Below are 16,859 nucleotides of genomic sequence, written 5' to 3'. Positions count from 1 at the left end.
CTCTGGGGTCAGGCGATAGGGAGTTGCGGCAGGCTATAGCGTCGGGGGTCAACCCGCGCCAGAGGCGGGGGCGTCTTCAGACGAGGGATAGAAGGTGTAGCTGAGGGTGATCTCATCGACGCCGTCGGTCTCGGCGTTCCGGGCGATCAGGGGGTCGACGAAATACTGGACCGGGAACTGGATCGTCTGGCCCGGCGCGATGGTCTGGTCGTCGAAACAGAAGCACTGCAGTTTCTGGAAATACTGCCCGGTCTGCTCCGGAACCACGTTGTAGCTGGCGCGGGCCGCGATCGGCTGGTCCGAGGTGTTGGTCACGTCGAAATAGGCCAGGCCGGTTTCGCCGATGCGCACCGTCTGGGTCACCTGCTCGGCCTTGAAGGTCATGGGCAGGTTGCGGACATTGGTGTCGAAGCGGACCTTGACCGTGCGGTCGAGCACGACGTCGGACGCCTTGTCGGCGCGCATGGTGGTCCCGCCGAAGCCGGTCACCTGGCAGAACAGCTGATACAGCGGTACCGCCGCGAACGCCGCGCCGGTCATGGTCACCACGACGCCGGCGCAAAGCAGGGCGACGAACCGGGCGGACCGGGGAGCGGCCATCAGCGCGTGGCCTCCGCGGCGGTGGCGGCCATGGCTTTCCGCTCTGCGAGGTTGGACTGCATGCGAAGGAAGGTCGTCAGGAAGATCAGGACGATGAATCCGACCAGGCCCAGGGCGATCCACAGGCTGCGGCGGTTGCGGGCCTGAAGCTGATCGGGGGTCAGATAGGTGGGCATCAGGCGGCTCCGAAGGACGCGAACCGTTCGACCAGCAGGGCGGCGAACAGGGCCATCAGATACAGGATCGAAAAGGCGAAAAGATTGCGTGCCGGTTTGGCCTCGGCGCGCACGTCATACAATGCGGCCTCTCGCCCCACGACCTCGGCCCCGCTCTTGCCAATCCCGTCGGGCTGATCGCCAGCGCGCGAGCGCCACAGGCGAAAGGCCAGGGCGAGGAACAGCAGCCCGCCCAGGCCCGACACGGCCAGATAAACGGGACCGCCGAGGCCCGTCAGGCCCGGCGCGATCGCCACGGGCACGAAGACGAGCGAGTAGATCAGGATCTGTAGCCGGGTCGACTTGGCGCCGCGCGCCACCGGCATCATCGGGATGCCCGCCTTGGCGTAGTCGCCGGTCGAATAGAGCGCCAGCGCCCAGCTGTGCGGCGGGGTCCACAGAAAGATGATGAGGAACAGCAGCCACGCCTGCCACGGCGCCTCGCCCGTCGCGGCCGCCCAGCCGATCACGGGGGGGAAGGCCCCCGCCGCGCCGCCGATGACGATGTTCTGGGGCGTCCGGCGCTTCAGCATCAGGGTGTAGAAGACGGCATAGTAGACGATGGTCAGCCCCAGCAGCCCGGCCGCCGTCCAGTTGGTGTTCATGCCCAAGAGGGTGACCGAGAAGATCGACAGCACCACGCCGAAGGTCAGGGCGTCGTTCGACTTGAGCCGGCCGGCCGCCACGGGACGCCCGCGCGTGCGCCGCATCAGGGCGTCGGTCTCGCCCTCCAGCGCCATGTTCAGCGCCCCCGCCGCGCCCGCGCCCACGGCGATGCACAGGATGGCGATGGCGGCGACCAGAGGGTTGATGTCGGCCCCCGCCACGACCAGCCCGGTCGCGGCGGTGAAGATCACCAGCGACATGACGCGCGGCTTCAGCAGCTGGAAGAAGTCCTCCGGCTGGGTCGTCGACAGGGCGGGCGCGTCGGCTTGGGTCATCACGTTTTTACGCCGTCATCTCATCCAAACTCCGTCATCCTCGGACTTGATCCGAGGATCGGAGGCCAATCCATCAAGAACGGAACCCCGGACGCACGAACGTCCGGGGTCCATCCTGTCTTTCGTGTCGCCCTTCGTCCGGTCCTCGGATCAAGTCCGAGGATGACGGGGAAGGCTAGTGCGTATCCGCCTTGACCACCGGCAGTTCGTTGAACTGGTGATGCGGCGGCGGGCTGGACAGGGTCCATTCCAGGGTCGTGGCGCCCTCGCCCCAGGGGTTGGCGACACCCACGCGGCGACGGATCGCGGCTTCGGCCAGCATGATCAGGAAGACGACCACGCCCACGGCGGTGATGACATAGCCCCACGACGAGACCTGGTTCCACAGGGTGTAGGCCTCCGGATAGTCGATGTAGCGGCGCGGCATGCCCTGCAGGCCCAGGAAGTGCTGGGGGAAGAACACCACGTTGACGCCGACGAACATGATCCAGAAGTGCGCGGCGCCGAGGAACTCGTTGTACTTCACGCCGAACATCTTCTCGAACCAGTAGTAGAAGCCGGCGAAGATCGCGAACACGGCGCCCAGCGACAGGACGTAGTGGAAGTGGGCCACGACGTAATAGGTGTCGTGCAGGCTGTAATCGATGCCGGCGTTGGACAGAACGACGCCGGTCACGCCGCCGACGGTGAACAGGAAGATGAAGCCGATCGCCCAGAGCATGGGCGTCTTGAAGCTGAGCGAGCCGCCCCACATGGTGGCGATCCAGCTGAAGATCTTCACCCCCGTCGGTACCGCGATGATCATGGTCGCGGCGATGAAGTAGGCGCGCAGGTTCACGCTCATGCCGACCGTGTACATGTGGTGCGCCCACACGATGAAGCCGACGAAGCCGATGGCCACCATGGCGTAGGCCATGGCCAGGTAGCCGAACACCGGCTTCTTGGAGAAGGTCGAGACGATGTGGCTGATGATGCCGAAGCCCGGCAGGATCAGGATGTAGACCTCGGGGTGGCCGAAGAACCAGAACAGGTGCTGGAACATCACCGGATCACCGCCGCCGGCCGGGTCGAAGAAGCTGGTGCCGAAGTTGCGGTCGGTCAGCAGCATGGTGATGGCGCCGGCCAGAACGGGCAGGCTCAGCAGCAGCAGGAAGGCCGTGACCAGCACCGACCAGGCGAACAGCGGCATGCGGTGCAGCGTCATGCCCGGGGCGCGCATGTTGAAGATGGTGGTGATGAAGTTGATCGCGCCCAGGATCGACGACGCGCCCGCGACGTGCAGCGAGAAGATCGCCAGGTCCATGGCCGGGCCGGTGTGGCCGCTGGTCGAGAGCGGCGGATAGATGGTCCAGCCCCCGCCGAAGCCGCGTCCCGGGCCGCCGTCGACGAACATCGACAGGCACAGCAGCACCCAGGCGGCCACCAGAAGCCAGAACGAGACGTTGTTCATGCGCGGGAAGGCCATGTCCGGCGCGCCGATCATGATCGGCACGAACCAGTTGCCGAAGCCACCGATCATGGCGGGCATGACCATGAAGAAGATCATGATCAGGGCGTGGGCCGTGACGGTGACGTTGTAGCCGTGCTTGGAGGCCTCGACGATGCCGAGCTGTTCGATCAGCCCACCCTCTACGAAATACTGGATGCCGGGCGCGGCCAGCTCCAGCCGGATCAGGCCCGAGAGAATGCCGCCCACGATGCCCGCCATGATGGCGAACAGCAGGTACAGGGTGCCGATGTCCTTGTGGTTGGTCGACAGGAACCAGCGGGTGAAGAAGCCCGGCTTGTGGTCGTGTTCGGCGTGAGCGTCGTGCCCGGGAGAAACGTGAGTGTCGGCGGTGATGTCGGTGGCCATGATCGTTTTCGGTCTGACGATTACTGCGCGGGCGCGGCGGCGCCGGGAGCGGCGGGGTTCGGGGCTTCGGCGACGGCCGGCTGGGCCGCGTCGGTGGCGGCCGGGGTGGCCACGGCGGCGCCCGGCGTGACCGCAGCGCCCGTCGTGCCGGCGGCGACCTGGGCGGCGGTGCCACCCGGAGCCTCGGCGGCCGAGGCCGGGGTCATGGATCCGCCCTTGGAGGCGACCCAGGCGGCGAACTCGGCCTCGGACACGACGTTGATCTGGATCGGCATGAAGGCGTGGTCGACGCCGCACAGTTCCGAGCATTGGCCGTAGAACACGCCTTCGCGCTCGGCGCGGAACCAGGTCTCGTTGACCCGGCCGGGGATGGCGTCGGTCTTCAGGCCGAACGCCGGCAGGGCGAAGGCGTGGATCACGTCGGCGGCGGTGACCAGTACGCGGACGGTCTGGCCGACCGGAACCACGATCGGCTCGTCGACGGCCAGGCGATAGGGGACGCCGCGCGCCTCGGCCTCGGCCTCGGGCAGCATGTTGGAGATGTATTCCGGCAGGGCCTGGTCGGGGTATTCGTATGCCCAGTTCCACTGGTTGCCGGTGGCCTTCACCGTCAGGTCCGGCGTCGGCATGTCGTGATAGGCGAACAGCAGGCGGAACGAGAACAGCGAGATGCCGACCAGGATCATCACCGGCAGGACCGTCCAGACGATCTCGACCAGGGTGTTGTGGCTCCACCTGGCCGGGGTCGGGTTGGCCTTGGCGTTGTAGCGGAACGCGACCCAGGCCAGCAGGCCCAGCACCAGCAGGCTGATGCCCACGATGATCGGCATCAGGATGGCGTCATGGAAGAAGTGCGCCTGGTGCTTCAGCGGCGAGGCGGCGGGCTGTAGCCCGATACCACCCGGCGTGGGCTGGCCCATCAGGTCCTGCGCCCAGACGGGCGCGGCGAAGAAGACGGCGAACGAAGCCGAGGCGATACCGCCACCGAGTCCGTTCAGGGCGCGCTTGCCCAGACGCATGCGAGACATCCTCATTAAGGTCGACGAACCGGCGGTCACGACGGCCGCTCTGCCGGTGCCAGGCCCGTTGGGAGGGGTCCGGCGATTTCAAGGCCGGTCCTTATCGCCCCGTCCCCGCCTTGCCAAGCGATTGGACGCCGCACCCGGCGATTCGGGACGGCGCGCGGGGCTTCGCCGCCTCAGCAGTCCGGGCAGTCCGGCATGACGTCGGTCTCGAGCTGGAAAGTGGTGTGGGCGATGCCGAAGCGGGCGCGCGCCAAGGCCTGAGCCTCTGCCAGCAGGGCCTTCGGGTCGCCGCGATCATGGACCAGATGCGCCGTCAGCGCCGTCGTGGTGGTCGACAGGCCCCAGATATGCAGGTCGTGGACGGCGCGAACCCCCGGAAGATCGGCCAGCGCGTGGCGAACGGCCGCGACGTCGATCGCGGTGGGGGCGCCGTCCATCGCCAGATTCAGCGAGTCGCGGAACAGGCCCCAGGTGCCCAGCAAGATGACGACGACGATCAGCAGGCTGACGAGCGGATCGACCACGCTCCACCCGGTCAGAAGGATCAGGCCGCCCGAGGCCACGACACCCAGCGACACCCCGGCATCGGCCATCATGTGCAGATAGGCCCCCCGGGCGTTGAGGTCGTGGTGGTCCTTCATGAACAGCAGGGCGGTGCCCAGGTTGATGACGAAGCCGATGCCCGCCACCGCCATGATGAGGCCGGACTCGACCGGGGCAGGCTCGGCGATGCGCCTCACCGCCTCGAAGGCGATGGCCCCGCAGGCGAAGATCAGCAGGAGGGCGTTGGCCAGGGCCGCGAGCACCGTGGCCTTGCCGAAGCCGTAGGTGCGGCTGGGGCCCGCCGCGCGCCGCGCCAGCACCGCCGCCCCGCCCGCCATGGCCAGGCCCAGGACATCCGACAGGTTGTGACCCGCATCGGCCAGCAGGGCCGTCGAGCCCGAGATCACTCCGGCTATGGCCTCGCACACGACGAAGGCCAGGTTGACGACCAGCCCGACGCCGTAGCGCCAGTCGCCGGTGTCGACCGGGCCGTGCGCGTGGCCATGGCCGTGGGAATGCCGATGACCGTGTTCATGGCCGTGCGCGCCATGGTCATGCTCGGGATGCGCGTGGTCTGCGTGGGAATGAGGGCCCGCCATCCGGCGACTCTAGTGCTGGTGCGTCACGATAAGAAGCCCGATCGCGATCAGGGCGAGACCCAGGACGGCACCCTCATACCGGGCCCAGCGCTCCAGCTTGAGGATCGAGGCTCCCGCGCGGGCCAGCAGGGTGAACACCGTCATGCCCGACACGGTGCCGACGGCGAAGGACAGGGTCAGGAGCGCCAGCGCCGCGATGCCTTCGCTCGACGCCGACATATAGATGGGCAGCAGCACCTCGCCGGGCGACAGGGCCATGACCCCCACGAGGCCCCAGAAGGCGGCGGCGTGGGACACGGACGGCTCGGCCAGGTCCAGGCCGGGGCCTCCGGCGGTCGCGGGCCGCCGAACCATGGCCCGGATCAGGTAGAACCCGCCGAAACCGAACAGCAAGGCGGCCGACAGCCAGGGCAGCAGGCCCGCGACGACCGTGTCGAGCGCCAGGCCCGCGGCGACGATCAGGCTTCCGACCATCACGGTCGAGGCGATGTGCGCGAGACCCGCCGCCGTCACCGCCGCCAGGCTGCGCGCCGCGCTCCAGCGCTGGGCCCGGCCGACGAGCACAAACGGCAGCCAGTGGGTCGGCAGGGCCGCATGCAGGAAGGCGGCCGCGAACCCTCCGCCGAGAAGCGAGAGCAGGACCGGTTGTTCGAGATCGGGCGGCGACATCGACGGCGCTATAGCTTGTTACTTTATAACAGTCGAGAGGCTTTTGCGCGGGCGCGGCGCTCAGGGCTCAATCCAGCGGGCGCGCTTCCTCGGGCAGCATGATCGGCACGCCGTCGCGAATGGGAAACGCCAGTTTGGCCCCTCTGGAGATCAGTTCGCCGGCGGCGCGGTCATAGTCCAGGCGGCCGCGCGTGACCGGACAAACCAGCACCTCCAGCAGGCGCGGATCGACCGTGGCCGGGGTGTTGAAGGTCTCGCTCATGTCGGGCTCGCGGGATTGGACATCGTCGGACATGAGGATACACGAGGCCGCCCGCCGCGCCCAACCCCGAGTTCCCCATGACAGAGTTCGAAGCCTTCGCCCTGGAGCTGGCCGCCGAGGCCGCGCGCGTCACCGTGCCGCTGTTCCGCAACGAAGGCGCGGCCGAGAACAAGGCGGGCGAAGGCGGCTTCGACCCCGTCACCGAGGCCGATCGGGGGGCGGAGGCGGCGATCCGGCGGCTGATCGCGGCCCGCTATCCCGACCACGGCGTCATCGGCGAGGAGTATGGCGAGGACCGGCCCGACGCCGAGCACGTCTGGGTGCTGGACCCGGTGGATGGAACGCGGGCCTTCATCGCCGGCCTGCCGCTGTGGACCACGCTGATCGCGCTGAGGCAGGCGGGGCAACCGACGGTCGGGATCATCGCCCAGCCGTATCTGGACGAGATCTTCCTGGGCGGCCCGTCAGGCGCGCGGCTGGTGTCGCGGGGCGAGAGCCGCCCGATCAGGGTGCGGCCCTGCGCGCGGCTGACGGACGCGGTGATCGCGACCACCGACGCCGACATCTTCACCGCGCCCGAACTGGGGGCCTGGACCCAGGTCAAGGCGGCGGCGCGGCTGGCCCGATACGGCTGCGACGCCTATGCCTATGCCATGGTCGCCCTGGGCCGGATCGACATGGTGGCCGAGACGGGGCTGAAGGTGTGGGACTGGTCGGCGCTGGTGCCGGTGGTCGAGGCGGCGGGCGGTCAGGTGACCGACTGGACGGGCGGTCCGCCGTCCGGCGACGGACGGATCCTCGCCGTGGGCGACGCCCGGGTGTGCGAGGACGCCCTGGTCGCGTTCCGGCGCGGGGTTCGCTGAGGGTCAGGCCGCCGGGGTTTCCGACGCTTCAGCCGCCGCGACAGGGGCCAGGTCGTTCACCGGCGAGACATAGTCGGCCATGGCGTCGAACTCGTGCAGGAAGACGCCGCGCAGGTCGTCGGTCTCCATGATGACCTCGTGCTTCGCTCCCGCGACCTCGACATAGCGACCCCGGCCGAGGCGTTTGGCGGCCCAGCGGTTGGTCTGTTTCCAGACGCGGTCGTCCTCGCCTGACTGGACGATGGTCGTGGGGATCAGGACCGACTTCAGGGCCTTGGGCTTCAGCGACCGCTCGCCGGCGTCCAGCGCGAAGGCCAGCCAGCCCCAGGTGGGGCCGCCGACGGCCAGATGCGGACAGGCGAACAGCTGCTGACGCCACAGCTCGTAGCGCGTCTCGTCGGACGTCAGGGCGTCCTTTTCGAAGGTGTGGTCGAAGGGATCGTCGGCGTCGTCCAGCACGAAGTCGCCGGCCTTGCCGTGGCGCACGTTCCAGCGCACCGCCAGCTTGACCGACCACATCGACCGCTTGCCGGTCTTGACCCGCAGCATGGGGCTGGAGAGCAGGGCCCCGGCGAAGCGGCTCTCGCCGTTCTGGAGCGACAACAGGTTGAGCGCACCGCCCATGGAATGGCCGACCATGACCCAGGGTTTGGGCGCGCGCGCCTCGAAGGCGTCCATCAGGCGGGCATAGTCGTCCAGGAACTCCTCGACCGCGCGGGCGTGGCCCTTGAGCCGGTCGGGCAGGAGGCGCGCCGACAGGCCCTGACCGCGCCAGTCGTGAGCCAGGACGCACCAGCCGCGCGCCAGAAGATTGCCGATCAGCTCGAAATACTTCTCGATCGGCTCGGTACGGCCCGGGCTGACCACGACCGTGCCGCGCGGCCTGGCGGCGACGAGGGCTGAGGGCGTCCAGAAGGCGGCACGCAGGCGCAGACCCCCGGCGCCCCGGAACCATTCGCCCTCTCCGCCAGGGGGGGCGGCGGCTCCGGGCACGCCCATCAGGGGCGCATTGGCGGCGAAGGCGGCGGCGCGGTTCACTCAGGCTTCCTGAACTTCAAGGTCATGCGGTCGCTCTCGCCGATTTCCCGGAAAGGCGCGGTATCGAAGGTGGGGTCGGGCGGGGACCCTTGGGGCGCGGTCAGCAGGCGCGGCGGCAGGGTCTCGACGCCGAAGGGATGGTCCTTGGTGTCGTCCGGGTTGGCGTTGATCTCCGAGGCCGCCTCGAAGATGAAGCCCGCCTCGGCCGCCAGCTGTTTGACGAAGGCTTCCTGCACATAGCCGTCGGCGGCGGCCGGGTCCTGGTCCTGGTCGGGGCCCAGACGGTGCTGCTCGATGCCCAGGATGCCGCGCGGCTTCAGCGCCGCATAGGCGTCTGCGAAGGCCTTCTCGGCCGTGCCCGCCGCCATCCACGAGTGGATGCAGCGCATGAACAGGACCATGTCGGCGCTGGCGGCCGGCGCGACCGGCCCGGTCGTGGCCCCGAACTGGCTGAACTTCACCTCGCCGTAGAGTCGACGGTCCGATCCGAACCGCTGTTCGAAATTGGCATTCAGCGCCGCCTGGGCCGGGTCGGAGCCGGGTCCGGTGAAGAAGCCGACGGCGTAGTATTCGCCGTCGCCCTCGGCGAGATAGGGGGCGAGAATTTCGGTGTACCAGCCGCTGCCGGGCCAGAAGTCGACCACCGTCATGGAGGGCTGCAAGCCGAAGAAGCGCAGGGTCTCGAGCGGGTGACGCCAGCTGTCGCGGCCCCGGTCGGCCGCGCGCCAGGCCCCGGCGATGGCCCATTCCAGCGAACCCTCGGGCGGGCCGGCGGGGGCTTCCGGACCGGCGGCCTCGGGCTCGCGCTCGCCACAGGCGGTCAGGCCCCCTGCGGCGATCAGGCCACAGGCCGCCAGCATGGCCCGCCTGGAAGGCGCGGCTCGCCCTGACGATTTCTCGTCCCTCATCCGTCTTCCTTGCCCCGCCGACGGCCCGGCGATGCCGCCGTCCCGGAACCGGCTGGGATAGAGGGCTTCGCCAATGCCGTCAAAGGCCGCAGGGTCAGGCCGGCTTGCGGAAACGCAGCGTCATCCGGTCGCTCTCGCCGATGGCGTCGTACTCGGCGCGCTCGGCCTCGGTCAGGGGCGTGGCGCGGTCGTTCGGATTGCCTTCGCGCGGCGCCGAGGTGCGCACCGGCGGCAGGGTCCAGACGCCATAGGGATGGTCGCGGTCGTCGCGGGCGTTGGCGTTCAGTTCGCTCTTGGCGTCCAGCACGAAGCCGGCCGCCTCGGCCGCCTGAATCACATAGTTTTCGGACACATAGCCGAAGTTGGCGGTCTGGTCGGGGTTCGACCCTTCGACCGCGCGATGCTGTTCGATCGCCAGGACGCCGCCGGGCTTCAGCGCCTTGAAGAAGGCGGCCATGAAGGGCTCGGTTCGGCCGGCCCGGTGCCAGTTGTGGAAGGCGCGCGCGACCAGGACCATGTCGGCGGTTCCGTCCTCGACACCCATGCCTTCGGCCGGATTGTTGACCGCGACATAGCGGCCATCGGTCTGGGCCAGATAGGGCTGCAGGATGGCGGACCACCAGCCGGCGCGACCGGGCTGGATCTCCACGACGGTCGATCCGGGCGTCAGGCCCCAGAAGGTCAGGCTTTCGTAGGGACGACGAAACACGTCGCGCGCGCGATCGGCCGCGGGGCGGGCGTCCGAGGCGACGGCGGCCTGCAGCGCGGCGTCCTCCTGAAGCGTGGGCGGCGACAGGGCGATGGCGGCGGCGGCGGCGCCCTGCGACGTCGGCTGGGCGGAGGCGGCGGTCGCGACCACCAGGGCGGCGGCGGCGATGGCGAGCGGGGATACGCGCATGAGGGGCTCCTGGACGATGTTCTGGTTGGGCGAGACCTTACCGACCGCGTCGTCACGGGCAAGTGACGATCCTGCAATGGCGGCGGTCAATCAGGGTCTTGACGCCGCACCCGGACGTCCCAATTTCTCTCTCGAGAGCGCCGATACCGGGCTCTCCGGACGGCTCGGGGCCCAGATCGGGACCGGGCGGCCCGATCCCACCGCCGCTCCGGGCGAATAACGCGGGGCGGCTCCATCTTGCTGACTGATCAGGAGATCGACATGCGTACCATCGACTTCACCCCCCTCTATCGTTCGGCCGTCGGCTTCGACCGCCTGGCCACCCTGCTGGAAAGCGCTGCCGCTACCCGTCAGGAAAACGGCTGGCCGCCCTACAACATCGAGACCACCGGCGAGAACGCCTATCGGATCGAGATCGCGGTCGCCGGCTTCAAGCCCGACGAACTGAACATCGAGGTCAAGGAAAACCTGCTGACCGTCACGGGTCGCAAGACCGCCAACGACGAGGCGGGCACCGAACGGACCTATCTGCATCGTGGCCTGGCCGAGCGCGACTTCGAGCGCCGCTTCCAGCTGGCCGACTATGTGGTGGTGACCGAGGCGGGCCTCGACAACGGCCTTCTGTCCGTCAGCCTGAAGCGCGAACTGCCCGAGGCGCTGAAGCCTCGTCGCATCGAGATCGCGACGGGCGGATCGGCCACGCTCATCGAAGGCAAGGCCAAGGCCGCCTGAGGCGGTCGAAGCCCGAGCTTCGGTCACCAAACGAGAGGGGCGGTCCCGCGGGCCGCCCCTTTTTCGCGGCGTCGATCAGGCGGCCATGACCTGGGGCAGGCCGGCCGCGCGGTCCAGGCGGGCGTCCGTCAGATCGGCCCCCGCCAGATTGGCGTCGGTCAGGTCGGCCCCGGACAGGTCCGCGCCCGTCATCGTGGCCTTCGACAGGTCGGCGCGGCGAAGCTCTGCGTAGCGAAGGCGTGCTCCGGTCAGGGTGGTCGGAACCGAGCGGGTGGGGCCGAGGGGGAGGGCCCCCAGGTCGGCGCCGGTCAGGTCGGCCTTGGTCATCAGGGAATTGGTGAAGCGTGAACCGCGCAGGTCCGCCCCCGAAAGCCGCGCGCCGCGCAGGTCCGCGTTCTCGAAATGCGCCCCCTGCATGGCGATGCCGCGCAGGTCCAGGCCCGCCAGGCAGGCTCCCTTGGCGCTCATGGCCGAGAGCTTGAGGCCCTTCAGCCGATCGCCGAGGGGACGCAGGTCCTCGCCGTCGAAGATGGCCGCCCCGCCCAGCGCCCCGCCGCTCTCGACCCAGGCGTTGGCGTCCAGCGCCATCTGATAGAGATCTTCGGCGCGGGCGATCGCCGCAGCGTCCGGGTCGCGGATGCAGCCCGTGGTGTCGGTGCGGTCCAGTCGCGCCGTGTCCATGGCGACGCCGCTGAGGATCGCGCCGCACAGGCGCGCCCCGGCCAGGTTAGCCCCCGCCACGGAAGCGCCCTCCATCTGGGCCCCCGAAAGGTCGGCCTCCTTCAGATTGGCTCCGGACAGGATGGCCCCGCGCATCGAGCAGTCGGTGAAGTCGGCCTTGGTCGCGCTGATGCCGTCGAAGCGCGAACCGTCCAGGGTCGCGCCCGAGAACCGCGCCCCGTCGGCGAGACCGCTGCGGGTCTCGTGCCGTGCGGCGGCCAGCCCTTTGGTTTCGTGGGGAACGGCGATGACCCCCTCGCGGAAGTCGGCCTGGGTCAGGTTGGCCTCGGACAGGTCCGCCCCCTGGAGGCAGGTCCCCCGGATGTCGGCCCGCACCAGCCGGGCTCGCGTCAGATCGGCGCCGCGCAGGTCGCAGCCGAACAGGACCGCGCGTTCCATGCGCGCCCCGGCCATGTTGCAGTTCTGAAGCGACGAGCCGGAGAAGTCGGCGTCATCGAGCAGGCGCTGGGCCATGCTGACGCCCGACAGGTCGACGAACTTCAACGACAGCTTGCGGCCACCGGGCTTGCCGGTGACGAACCGCTCGTGCGCGGCGGCGAACAGGTCGAAGTCGCCCTGGCCCAGGCGGCGGCGCTGGATGGTCATGCGGACACCTCGTCGCGTTCGAGGCCTCGGACCCCGGTCAGGGTCGCCTCGGCGAAGTCCGCGTGACGCGCCTGGACCCCATGCAGAATCGCGCGGGTCAGGTCGGCGCGGACAAGAACGGCCCGCCGGATGTCGGCCCCCGACAGGTCGGCGGCTCTCAGGCTGGCCCCGGTCAGATCGGCCGGAAGCAGCCGCTCGGGCCCGATCATCAGCGGCCCCAGCTGGGCCTCGCGCAGATCGGCGCCGTTCAGTCGGGCACCGGTCAGTCGAGCGCCGCGAAGGTCGGCGCGGCGAAGATTGGTCGAGCGCAGGTCCGCCCCCTCCAGATGGGCCCCCTGCAACTGAACGCCCTCCATGTTCAGGCCGTAGAAGACGGCGCGCTTGGCCGACAGGGCGGTCAGGTTCAGCCCGGTGATCGAGCCCAGCGCGCGCAGGTCGACGTCGTCGAAGACCGACGGCCGACCCTCGCCCCCTCCGGTCTCGCACCAGATGGCGTGCTCATGCAGCATGTCGGCGGCCGGCAGGTGGGCCACGGGCGCGCCCGAGGATCGGCCGTCGGTCAGGGCCCCCTCCATCTGGGCACCGTCGGTCCGCCACATCGCCGCGGTGACGCCTACCAGGACGGCGTCGCGCAGATCAGCGCCCGTGAGGTCGGCCCCCGACATATCGGCACCGGCCAGGTCCGCGCCACGAAAGTTGGCGGACTTCAGATTGGCCCGGACCAGCTTGCAGTCCTTCATGATGGCGTCGGAGAAGTCGGCGGACTGGGCCGCGATGCCCGACAGGCGCGACCGCTGGAGATTGGCCCCCGCCAGACTGGCACCCTGGGCCTGAGTCGGGTTGCGCCCCTGGGCCTCGACGACGCGGAAGCCGACGCTTTTGTCGGCGGCGGCGATGGCCCCTTCGCGCAGGTCCGCTTCGAACAGGTCGGCGCCGGACAGGTCCGCTCCGCGCAGGCAGGCCCCGCGCAGGTCGGCCCGGCGCAGGGAGGCGTCGATCAGGATCGCGTCCTGCATGTCGGCGCCGAAGAAGGCGGCGTTGTCGAGCCGCGCGCCGGTGAGGTCGGCGCCGATCAGGCAGGCCGCCGAGAAGTCGGCATCCGCGAGGCTGCGGCCCTTCAGGTTCAGGCCCGAAAGGTCCATCCAGGCGAAGACGGCGCGCGCGCCGCCCGGCCGCGCCTGCCACAGCCGGTCGTGCCGGGCGCAGATCGCGTCGAGCTCCTGCTGGCTGATGCGTCGTCGGACGACTTCTGAAGCGGTGGCCATGGTCCCATCATGGGACAGCGCCGCTTAAGGAAGGTTTTCGGAAACCTTGATTCCTCGAGGATGTCAGAGGGTCAGAAGGCCCTGTTCGGTCAGGGCGTCGGCCAGTTCGCCGGGCCCGGTCCAGAGGCGGGTGTAGCCGGCCTCGCCCAGGCGCTTCAACTCGGTGACCAGGTCGGCGCGGGGGCTGGCGGCGAAGCGGGCGTCGAAGCCGGCTCCGTCGTCGCTTATCCGGACCATCGGCCGGCCGGTTTCCAGCCGGTGCAGGAATCCCTCGGACAGGACGCGGGCCTGGTCTTCCAGAAGGCCGGTCTCGACCTCGAGGCCGGCCTGACGGAGACGCTCGGTGCCCCGACCCGATGCGAAGGGCGAAGGATCGAGCGCCGCCACCACGACACGGGCGATGCCGGCCTCGACCAGGAACTGGGCACAGGACGATCGACCCGAAGAGCGCGCCCCGCAGGGCTCGAGCGTCACATAGGCGGTGGCGCCCCGGGCCGCCTCGCCGGCGGCCGGAACCGCCTGTTCCTCGGCATGGGGGCGACCTCCGGCGGCGGTGGCGGCCTCGGCGAGAACCTGTCCCTTCTTGACGATGACGCAGCCCACGGCGGGGTTGGGCCAGGTCTCGCCCATCCGCGCGAGCGCCAGCTCGACCGCGCGGGCCATGAAGCGGGCGTCCTCGGCGCTCATGCGGCGTCCGGCAGGGCCTGGGCGCGTTCGGCGTCCAGATAGCGGGCGGAGATTGGCTTCAGCGCGCCGTCCAGATCGATCTCCAGCGGGTTGCCGGTGGGGATCTCGACGCCGACGATCTTGTCGTCCGGCACGTCGAACAGGTGTTTGACGATGGCGCGCAGCGAGTTGCCGTGGGCGGCGATCAGCACGTCGTCTCCGGCCATCAGGCGCGGCGCGATGGCTTCGTTCCAGTAGGGCAGGACGCGCTCGAGCGTGGTCTTCAGGCTCTCGGTGTCGGGGATGGCCTTGCCGGCATAGCGGGGGTCGCCCGCGAAATCCCACTCCGAGCCCGGCTCCAGCGGGGGCGGCGGGATGTCGTAGCTGCGGCGCCAGACCTTGACCTGGTCCTCGCCGTGCTTCCTGGCGGTCTCGGCCTTGTCGAGGCCGGTCAGTCCGCCGTAGTGGCGCTCGTTCAGCCGCCAGTCCTCGACGACCGGGACGCCGGTCAGTCCGGCGGTCTGCAAGGCCAGGGCCCCGGTCCGCCGGGCGCGGGTCAGGACCGAGGTGAACATTGCGGCGGGGCGGAACCCGGCCCGGGCGATCAGCGCGCCGGCCTGACGCGCCTGGGCCTCACCCTCGTCCGTCAGGTCCACGTCGACCCAGCCGGTGAAGCGGTTCTCCAGGTTCCATTGGCTCTGGCCGTGGCGGAGAAGGATCAGGCGGGGCATGGGGTCTCCAGAGGCGTCTGCGGGGACGGCCCTTCGGGGTAGGCGCGGCCTCGCCGGGGGTCAAGCATGCAGCCAGTGCCCGCCGGGCGCGTTGTTGTTCGCCTCCGGGGGCCCGGCTATACCGCCGTTCCTCCGGCCTCCGACGCTTTCAAGGACACCCCATGCTGAAGCCCCGCCAGGATCTGGTCCCGAACACCTTCGAATTCGAGACCACGGCGCTGGTCAAGCCGACGGGGTTTCGCGAGTACGACGCGCGCTGGATCCTGGACAAGGAGATCAACCTGCTGGGCATCCAGGCCCTGGGTCTGGCGGTCGCCACCTTCGTCCACGAACAGGGCGTCCAGCCCCGGATCGTCGTGGGCCACGACTTCCGATCCTACTCTTCGACGGTCAAGCACGCCCTGATCATCGGCCTGATGGAAGGCGGGATGGAGGTGCTGGACGTGGGTCTGGCCCTGTCGCCCATGGCCTACTTCGGACAGTTCGCGCTGGAGGCCCCCTGCGTCGCCATGGTCACCGCCAGCCACAACGAGAACGGCTGGACCGGGGTCAAGATGGGCACCAACCCGCCTGTCACCTTCGGCCCCGAGGAGATCGGGCGGCTGAAGGAGATCGTGCTGTCCGGCGCCGGCGTGCCCCGCCCCGGCGGTCGCATCGAGCGGGTCGAGAACTTCCGCGAACGCTATCTGCAAGAGGTGGTCGGCGACATCAAGCTGACGCGGCCGCTTAAGGTCGTCTGCGCCTGCGGCAACGGCACGGCCGGGGCCTTCGCGCCCGAGGCCCTGCGCCGGATGGGGGCCGAGGTGATCGAGATGGACACCGAGCTCGACTACACCTTTCCCAAATACAATCCGAACCCCGAAGACCACGCCATGCTGATGCAGATGGCCCAGCGGGTGCGCGAGACCGGCGCCGACCTGGCCCTGGGCTTCGACGGGGACGGCGACCGCTGCGGCGTCGTCGACGACACGGGCGAGGAGATCTTCGCCGACAAGATCGGCCTGCTGCTGGCCCGCGACCTGTCGGCCCTGCATCCGAACGCGACCTTCGTGGTCGATGTGAAGTCGACGGGCCTCTACAAGACCGACGAGGTCCTGGCCGCCAACGGCGCGACCACGGTCTATTGGAAGACCGGGCACTCCTACATCAAGCGCAAGACGGCCGAACTGGGCGCTCTGGCGGGCTTCGAGAAGTCTGGCCACTTCTTCCTCGCCGACCCGATCGGTCGCGGCTACGACGACGGCATCGTGGCGGCGGCGGCGGTGCTGCGGATGCTGGACCGCAATCCCGGCAAGAAACTGTCCGAGCTGAAGCGGGCCCTGCCCGACGCCTGGACCAGCCTGACCATGTCGCCCCACTGCGACGACGAGCTGAAGTACGACGTCCTCGCCAAGGTCGTGGCGGAATACGAGGCCCTGGCGGCCGAGGGCGGATCGATCGTGGGCCGCAAGATCGTCGAGGTCATCACCGTCAACGGGGCCCGGGTGCATCTGGAGGACGGGTCGTGGGTCCTGGTCCGCGCCTCGTCCAACAAGCCCGAGCTGGTCGTGGTGGTGGAATCCATGCGCTCAGAGGACGACATGCGCGCCCTGTTCCGCGAGGAGGTCAAGCCGCGCCTGGCCCGCCACCCCGAGGTCGGGGCCTACAACCAGGAAATCTAGGCGGGGACGCTAGAGCATGATCGGTCGAGGAGGACCCACTGCGTGGGTCCTCCGAAAGCGTG

At 69.5% G+C, this 16,859-nt stretch carries 18 protein-coding genes; 3 read left to right on the top strand and 15 right to left on the bottom strand.

From position 1 onward, the window contains the following. Positions 1 to 48 precede the first annotated feature (48 nt). From ABN401_RS07550 to ABN401_RS07515, 8 genes are all read right to left on the bottom strand, one after another. Complete coding sequence (locus ABN401_RS07550; protein ID WP_349684226.1) at positions 49 to 600, bottom strand: cytochrome c oxidase assembly protein; 552 nt, start codon at positions 598 to 600, stop codon at positions 49 to 51. Further along, positions 600 to 776, bottom strand: coding sequence for a hypothetical protein (locus ABN401_RS07545; protein WP_349684225.1), 177 nt, complete (start codon positions 774 to 776; stop codon positions 600 to 602). Before ABN401_RS07545 ends, ABN401_RS07550 begins: the two co-directional genes overlap by 1 nt. Continuing rightward, positions 776 to 1,756: a heme o synthase gene (gene cyoE, locus ABN401_RS07540; protein ID WP_349684224.1), complete on the bottom strand. Its 981-nt coding sequence runs from the start codon at positions 1,754 to 1,756 to the stop codon at positions 776 to 778. Before cyoE ends, ABN401_RS07545 begins: the two co-directional genes overlap by 1 nt. Before the next feature lie 175 nt (positions 1,757 to 1,931). After that, complete coding sequence (gene ctaD, locus ABN401_RS07535) at positions 1,932 to 3,611, bottom strand: cytochrome c oxidase subunit I (RefSeq protein ID WP_349684223.1); 1,680 nt, start codon at positions 3,609 to 3,611, stop codon at positions 1,932 to 1,934. Between the two features lie 20 nt (positions 3,612 to 3,631). Continuing rightward, the gene (gene coxB, locus ABN401_RS07530) at positions 3,632 to 4,630 is read right to left on the bottom strand and encodes a cytochrome c oxidase subunit II (RefSeq protein WP_349684222.1); all 999 of its coding nucleotides are present in this window, start codon (positions 4,628 to 4,630) and stop codon (positions 3,632 to 3,634) included. A gap of 179 nt (positions 4,631 to 4,809) precedes the next feature. After that, on the bottom strand, positions 4,810 to 5,778 hold the full coding sequence (locus ABN401_RS07525) for a cation diffusion facilitator family transporter (protein WP_349684221.1): 969 nt from the start codon (positions 5,776 to 5,778) through the stop codon (positions 4,810 to 4,812). A gap of 9 nt (positions 5,779 to 5,787) precedes the next feature. Then, positions 5,788 to 6,447, bottom strand: a complete 660-nt coding sequence (locus tag ABN401_RS07520) for a hypothetical protein (RefSeq protein WP_349684220.1) — start codon at positions 6,445 to 6,447, stop codon at positions 5,788 to 5,790. A 67-nt stretch (positions 6,448 to 6,514) separates the two neighbouring features. Further along, positions 6,515 to 6,709 (bottom strand): Trm112 family protein, encoded by a 195-nt coding sequence (locus tag ABN401_RS07515; protein WP_349684219.1) that lies wholly within the window; start codon positions 6,707 to 6,709, stop codon positions 6,515 to 6,517. 77 nt (positions 6,710 to 6,786) lie between these two features. Here ABN401_RS07515 and hisN point away from each other — a divergent pair, with 77 nt between their 5' ends. Then, positions 6,787 to 7,572, top strand: a complete 786-nt coding sequence (hisN, locus tag ABN401_RS07510; protein WP_349684218.1) for a histidinol-phosphatase — start codon at positions 6,787 to 6,789, stop codon at positions 7,570 to 7,572. A gap of 3 nt (positions 7,573 to 7,575) precedes the next feature. Here hisN and ABN401_RS07505 read toward each other — a convergent pair whose 3' ends face one another. From ABN401_RS07505 to ABN401_RS07495, 3 genes are all read right to left on the bottom strand, one after another. Further along, positions 7,576 to 8,610 (bottom strand): alpha/beta fold hydrolase, encoded by a 1,035-nt coding sequence (locus ABN401_RS07505; RefSeq protein ID WP_349684217.1) that lies wholly within the window; start codon positions 8,608 to 8,610, stop codon positions 7,576 to 7,578. Further along, a complete protein-coding gene (locus ABN401_RS07500) occupies positions 8,607 to 9,518 on the bottom strand; it encodes a class I SAM-dependent methyltransferase (RefSeq protein ID WP_432763528.1) in 912 nt (303 codons plus the stop codon). Before ABN401_RS07500 ends, ABN401_RS07505 begins: the two co-directional genes overlap by 4 nt. 94 nt (positions 9,519 to 9,612) lie before the next feature. Next, positions 9,613 to 10,416: a class I SAM-dependent methyltransferase gene (locus ABN401_RS07495; RefSeq protein WP_349684216.1), complete on the bottom strand. Its 804-nt coding sequence runs from the start codon at positions 10,414 to 10,416 to the stop codon at positions 9,613 to 9,615. A 261-nt stretch (positions 10,417 to 10,677) separates the two neighbouring features. On the opposite strand from ABN401_RS07495, the gene ABN401_RS07490 reads away from it, so the two are divergent. Then, positions 10,678 to 11,148, top strand: coding sequence for an Hsp20 family protein (locus tag ABN401_RS07490; RefSeq protein WP_349684215.1), 471 nt, complete (start codon positions 10,678 to 10,680; stop codon positions 11,146 to 11,148). Between the two features lie 75 nt (positions 11,149 to 11,223). Here the strand turns inward: ABN401_RS07490 and ABN401_RS07485 are convergent, their stop codons facing one another. The 4 genes from ABN401_RS07485 to gpmA all read right to left on the bottom strand — a co-directional run bounded on the left by ABN401_RS07485 (position 11,224) and on the right by gpmA (position 15,136). After that, a complete protein-coding gene (locus ABN401_RS07485) occupies positions 11,224 to 12,474 on the bottom strand; it encodes a pentapeptide repeat-containing protein (RefSeq protein ID WP_349684214.1) in 1,251 nt (416 codons plus the stop codon). Further along, positions 12,471 to 13,739, bottom strand: coding sequence for a pentapeptide repeat-containing protein (locus tag ABN401_RS07480; RefSeq protein WP_349684213.1), 1,269 nt, complete (start codon positions 13,737 to 13,739; stop codon positions 12,471 to 12,473). The genes ABN401_RS07485 and ABN401_RS07480 overlap by 4 nt, the downstream gene beginning before the upstream one ends. A 63-nt stretch (positions 13,740 to 13,802) precedes the next feature. Further along, on the bottom strand, positions 13,803 to 14,426 hold the full coding sequence (gene ribD, locus ABN401_RS07475) for a bifunctional diaminohydroxyphosphoribosylaminopyrimidine deaminase/5-amino-6-(5-phosphoribosylamino)uracil reductase RibD (protein WP_349684212.1): 624 nt from the start codon (positions 14,424 to 14,426) through the stop codon (positions 13,803 to 13,805). Continuing rightward, positions 14,423 to 15,136 (bottom strand): 2,3-diphosphoglycerate-dependent phosphoglycerate mutase, encoded by a 714-nt coding sequence (gpmA, locus tag ABN401_RS07470; RefSeq protein WP_349684211.1) that lies wholly within the window; start codon positions 15,134 to 15,136, stop codon positions 14,423 to 14,425. Before gpmA ends, ribD begins: the two co-directional genes overlap by 4 nt. A gap of 161 nt (positions 15,137 to 15,297) precedes the next feature. Between gpmA and ABN401_RS07465 the strand changes: the two genes are divergently transcribed. After that, complete coding sequence (locus ABN401_RS07465) at positions 15,298 to 16,797, top strand: phosphomannomutase/phosphoglucomutase (protein WP_349684210.1); 1,500 nt, start codon at positions 15,298 to 15,300, stop codon at positions 16,795 to 16,797. Positions 16,798 to 16,859 lie beyond the last annotated feature (62 nt).

This window comes from Brevundimonas aurifodinae, from assembly GCF_040195595.1.
Lineage (GTDB): Bacteria > Pseudomonadota > Alphaproteobacteria > Caulobacterales > Caulobacteraceae > Brevundimonas > Brevundimonas aurifodinae.
The sequence above is the reverse complement of the archived record's forward strand: the minus strand, read 5'-3'. Positions and strand labels throughout refer to the sequence as shown.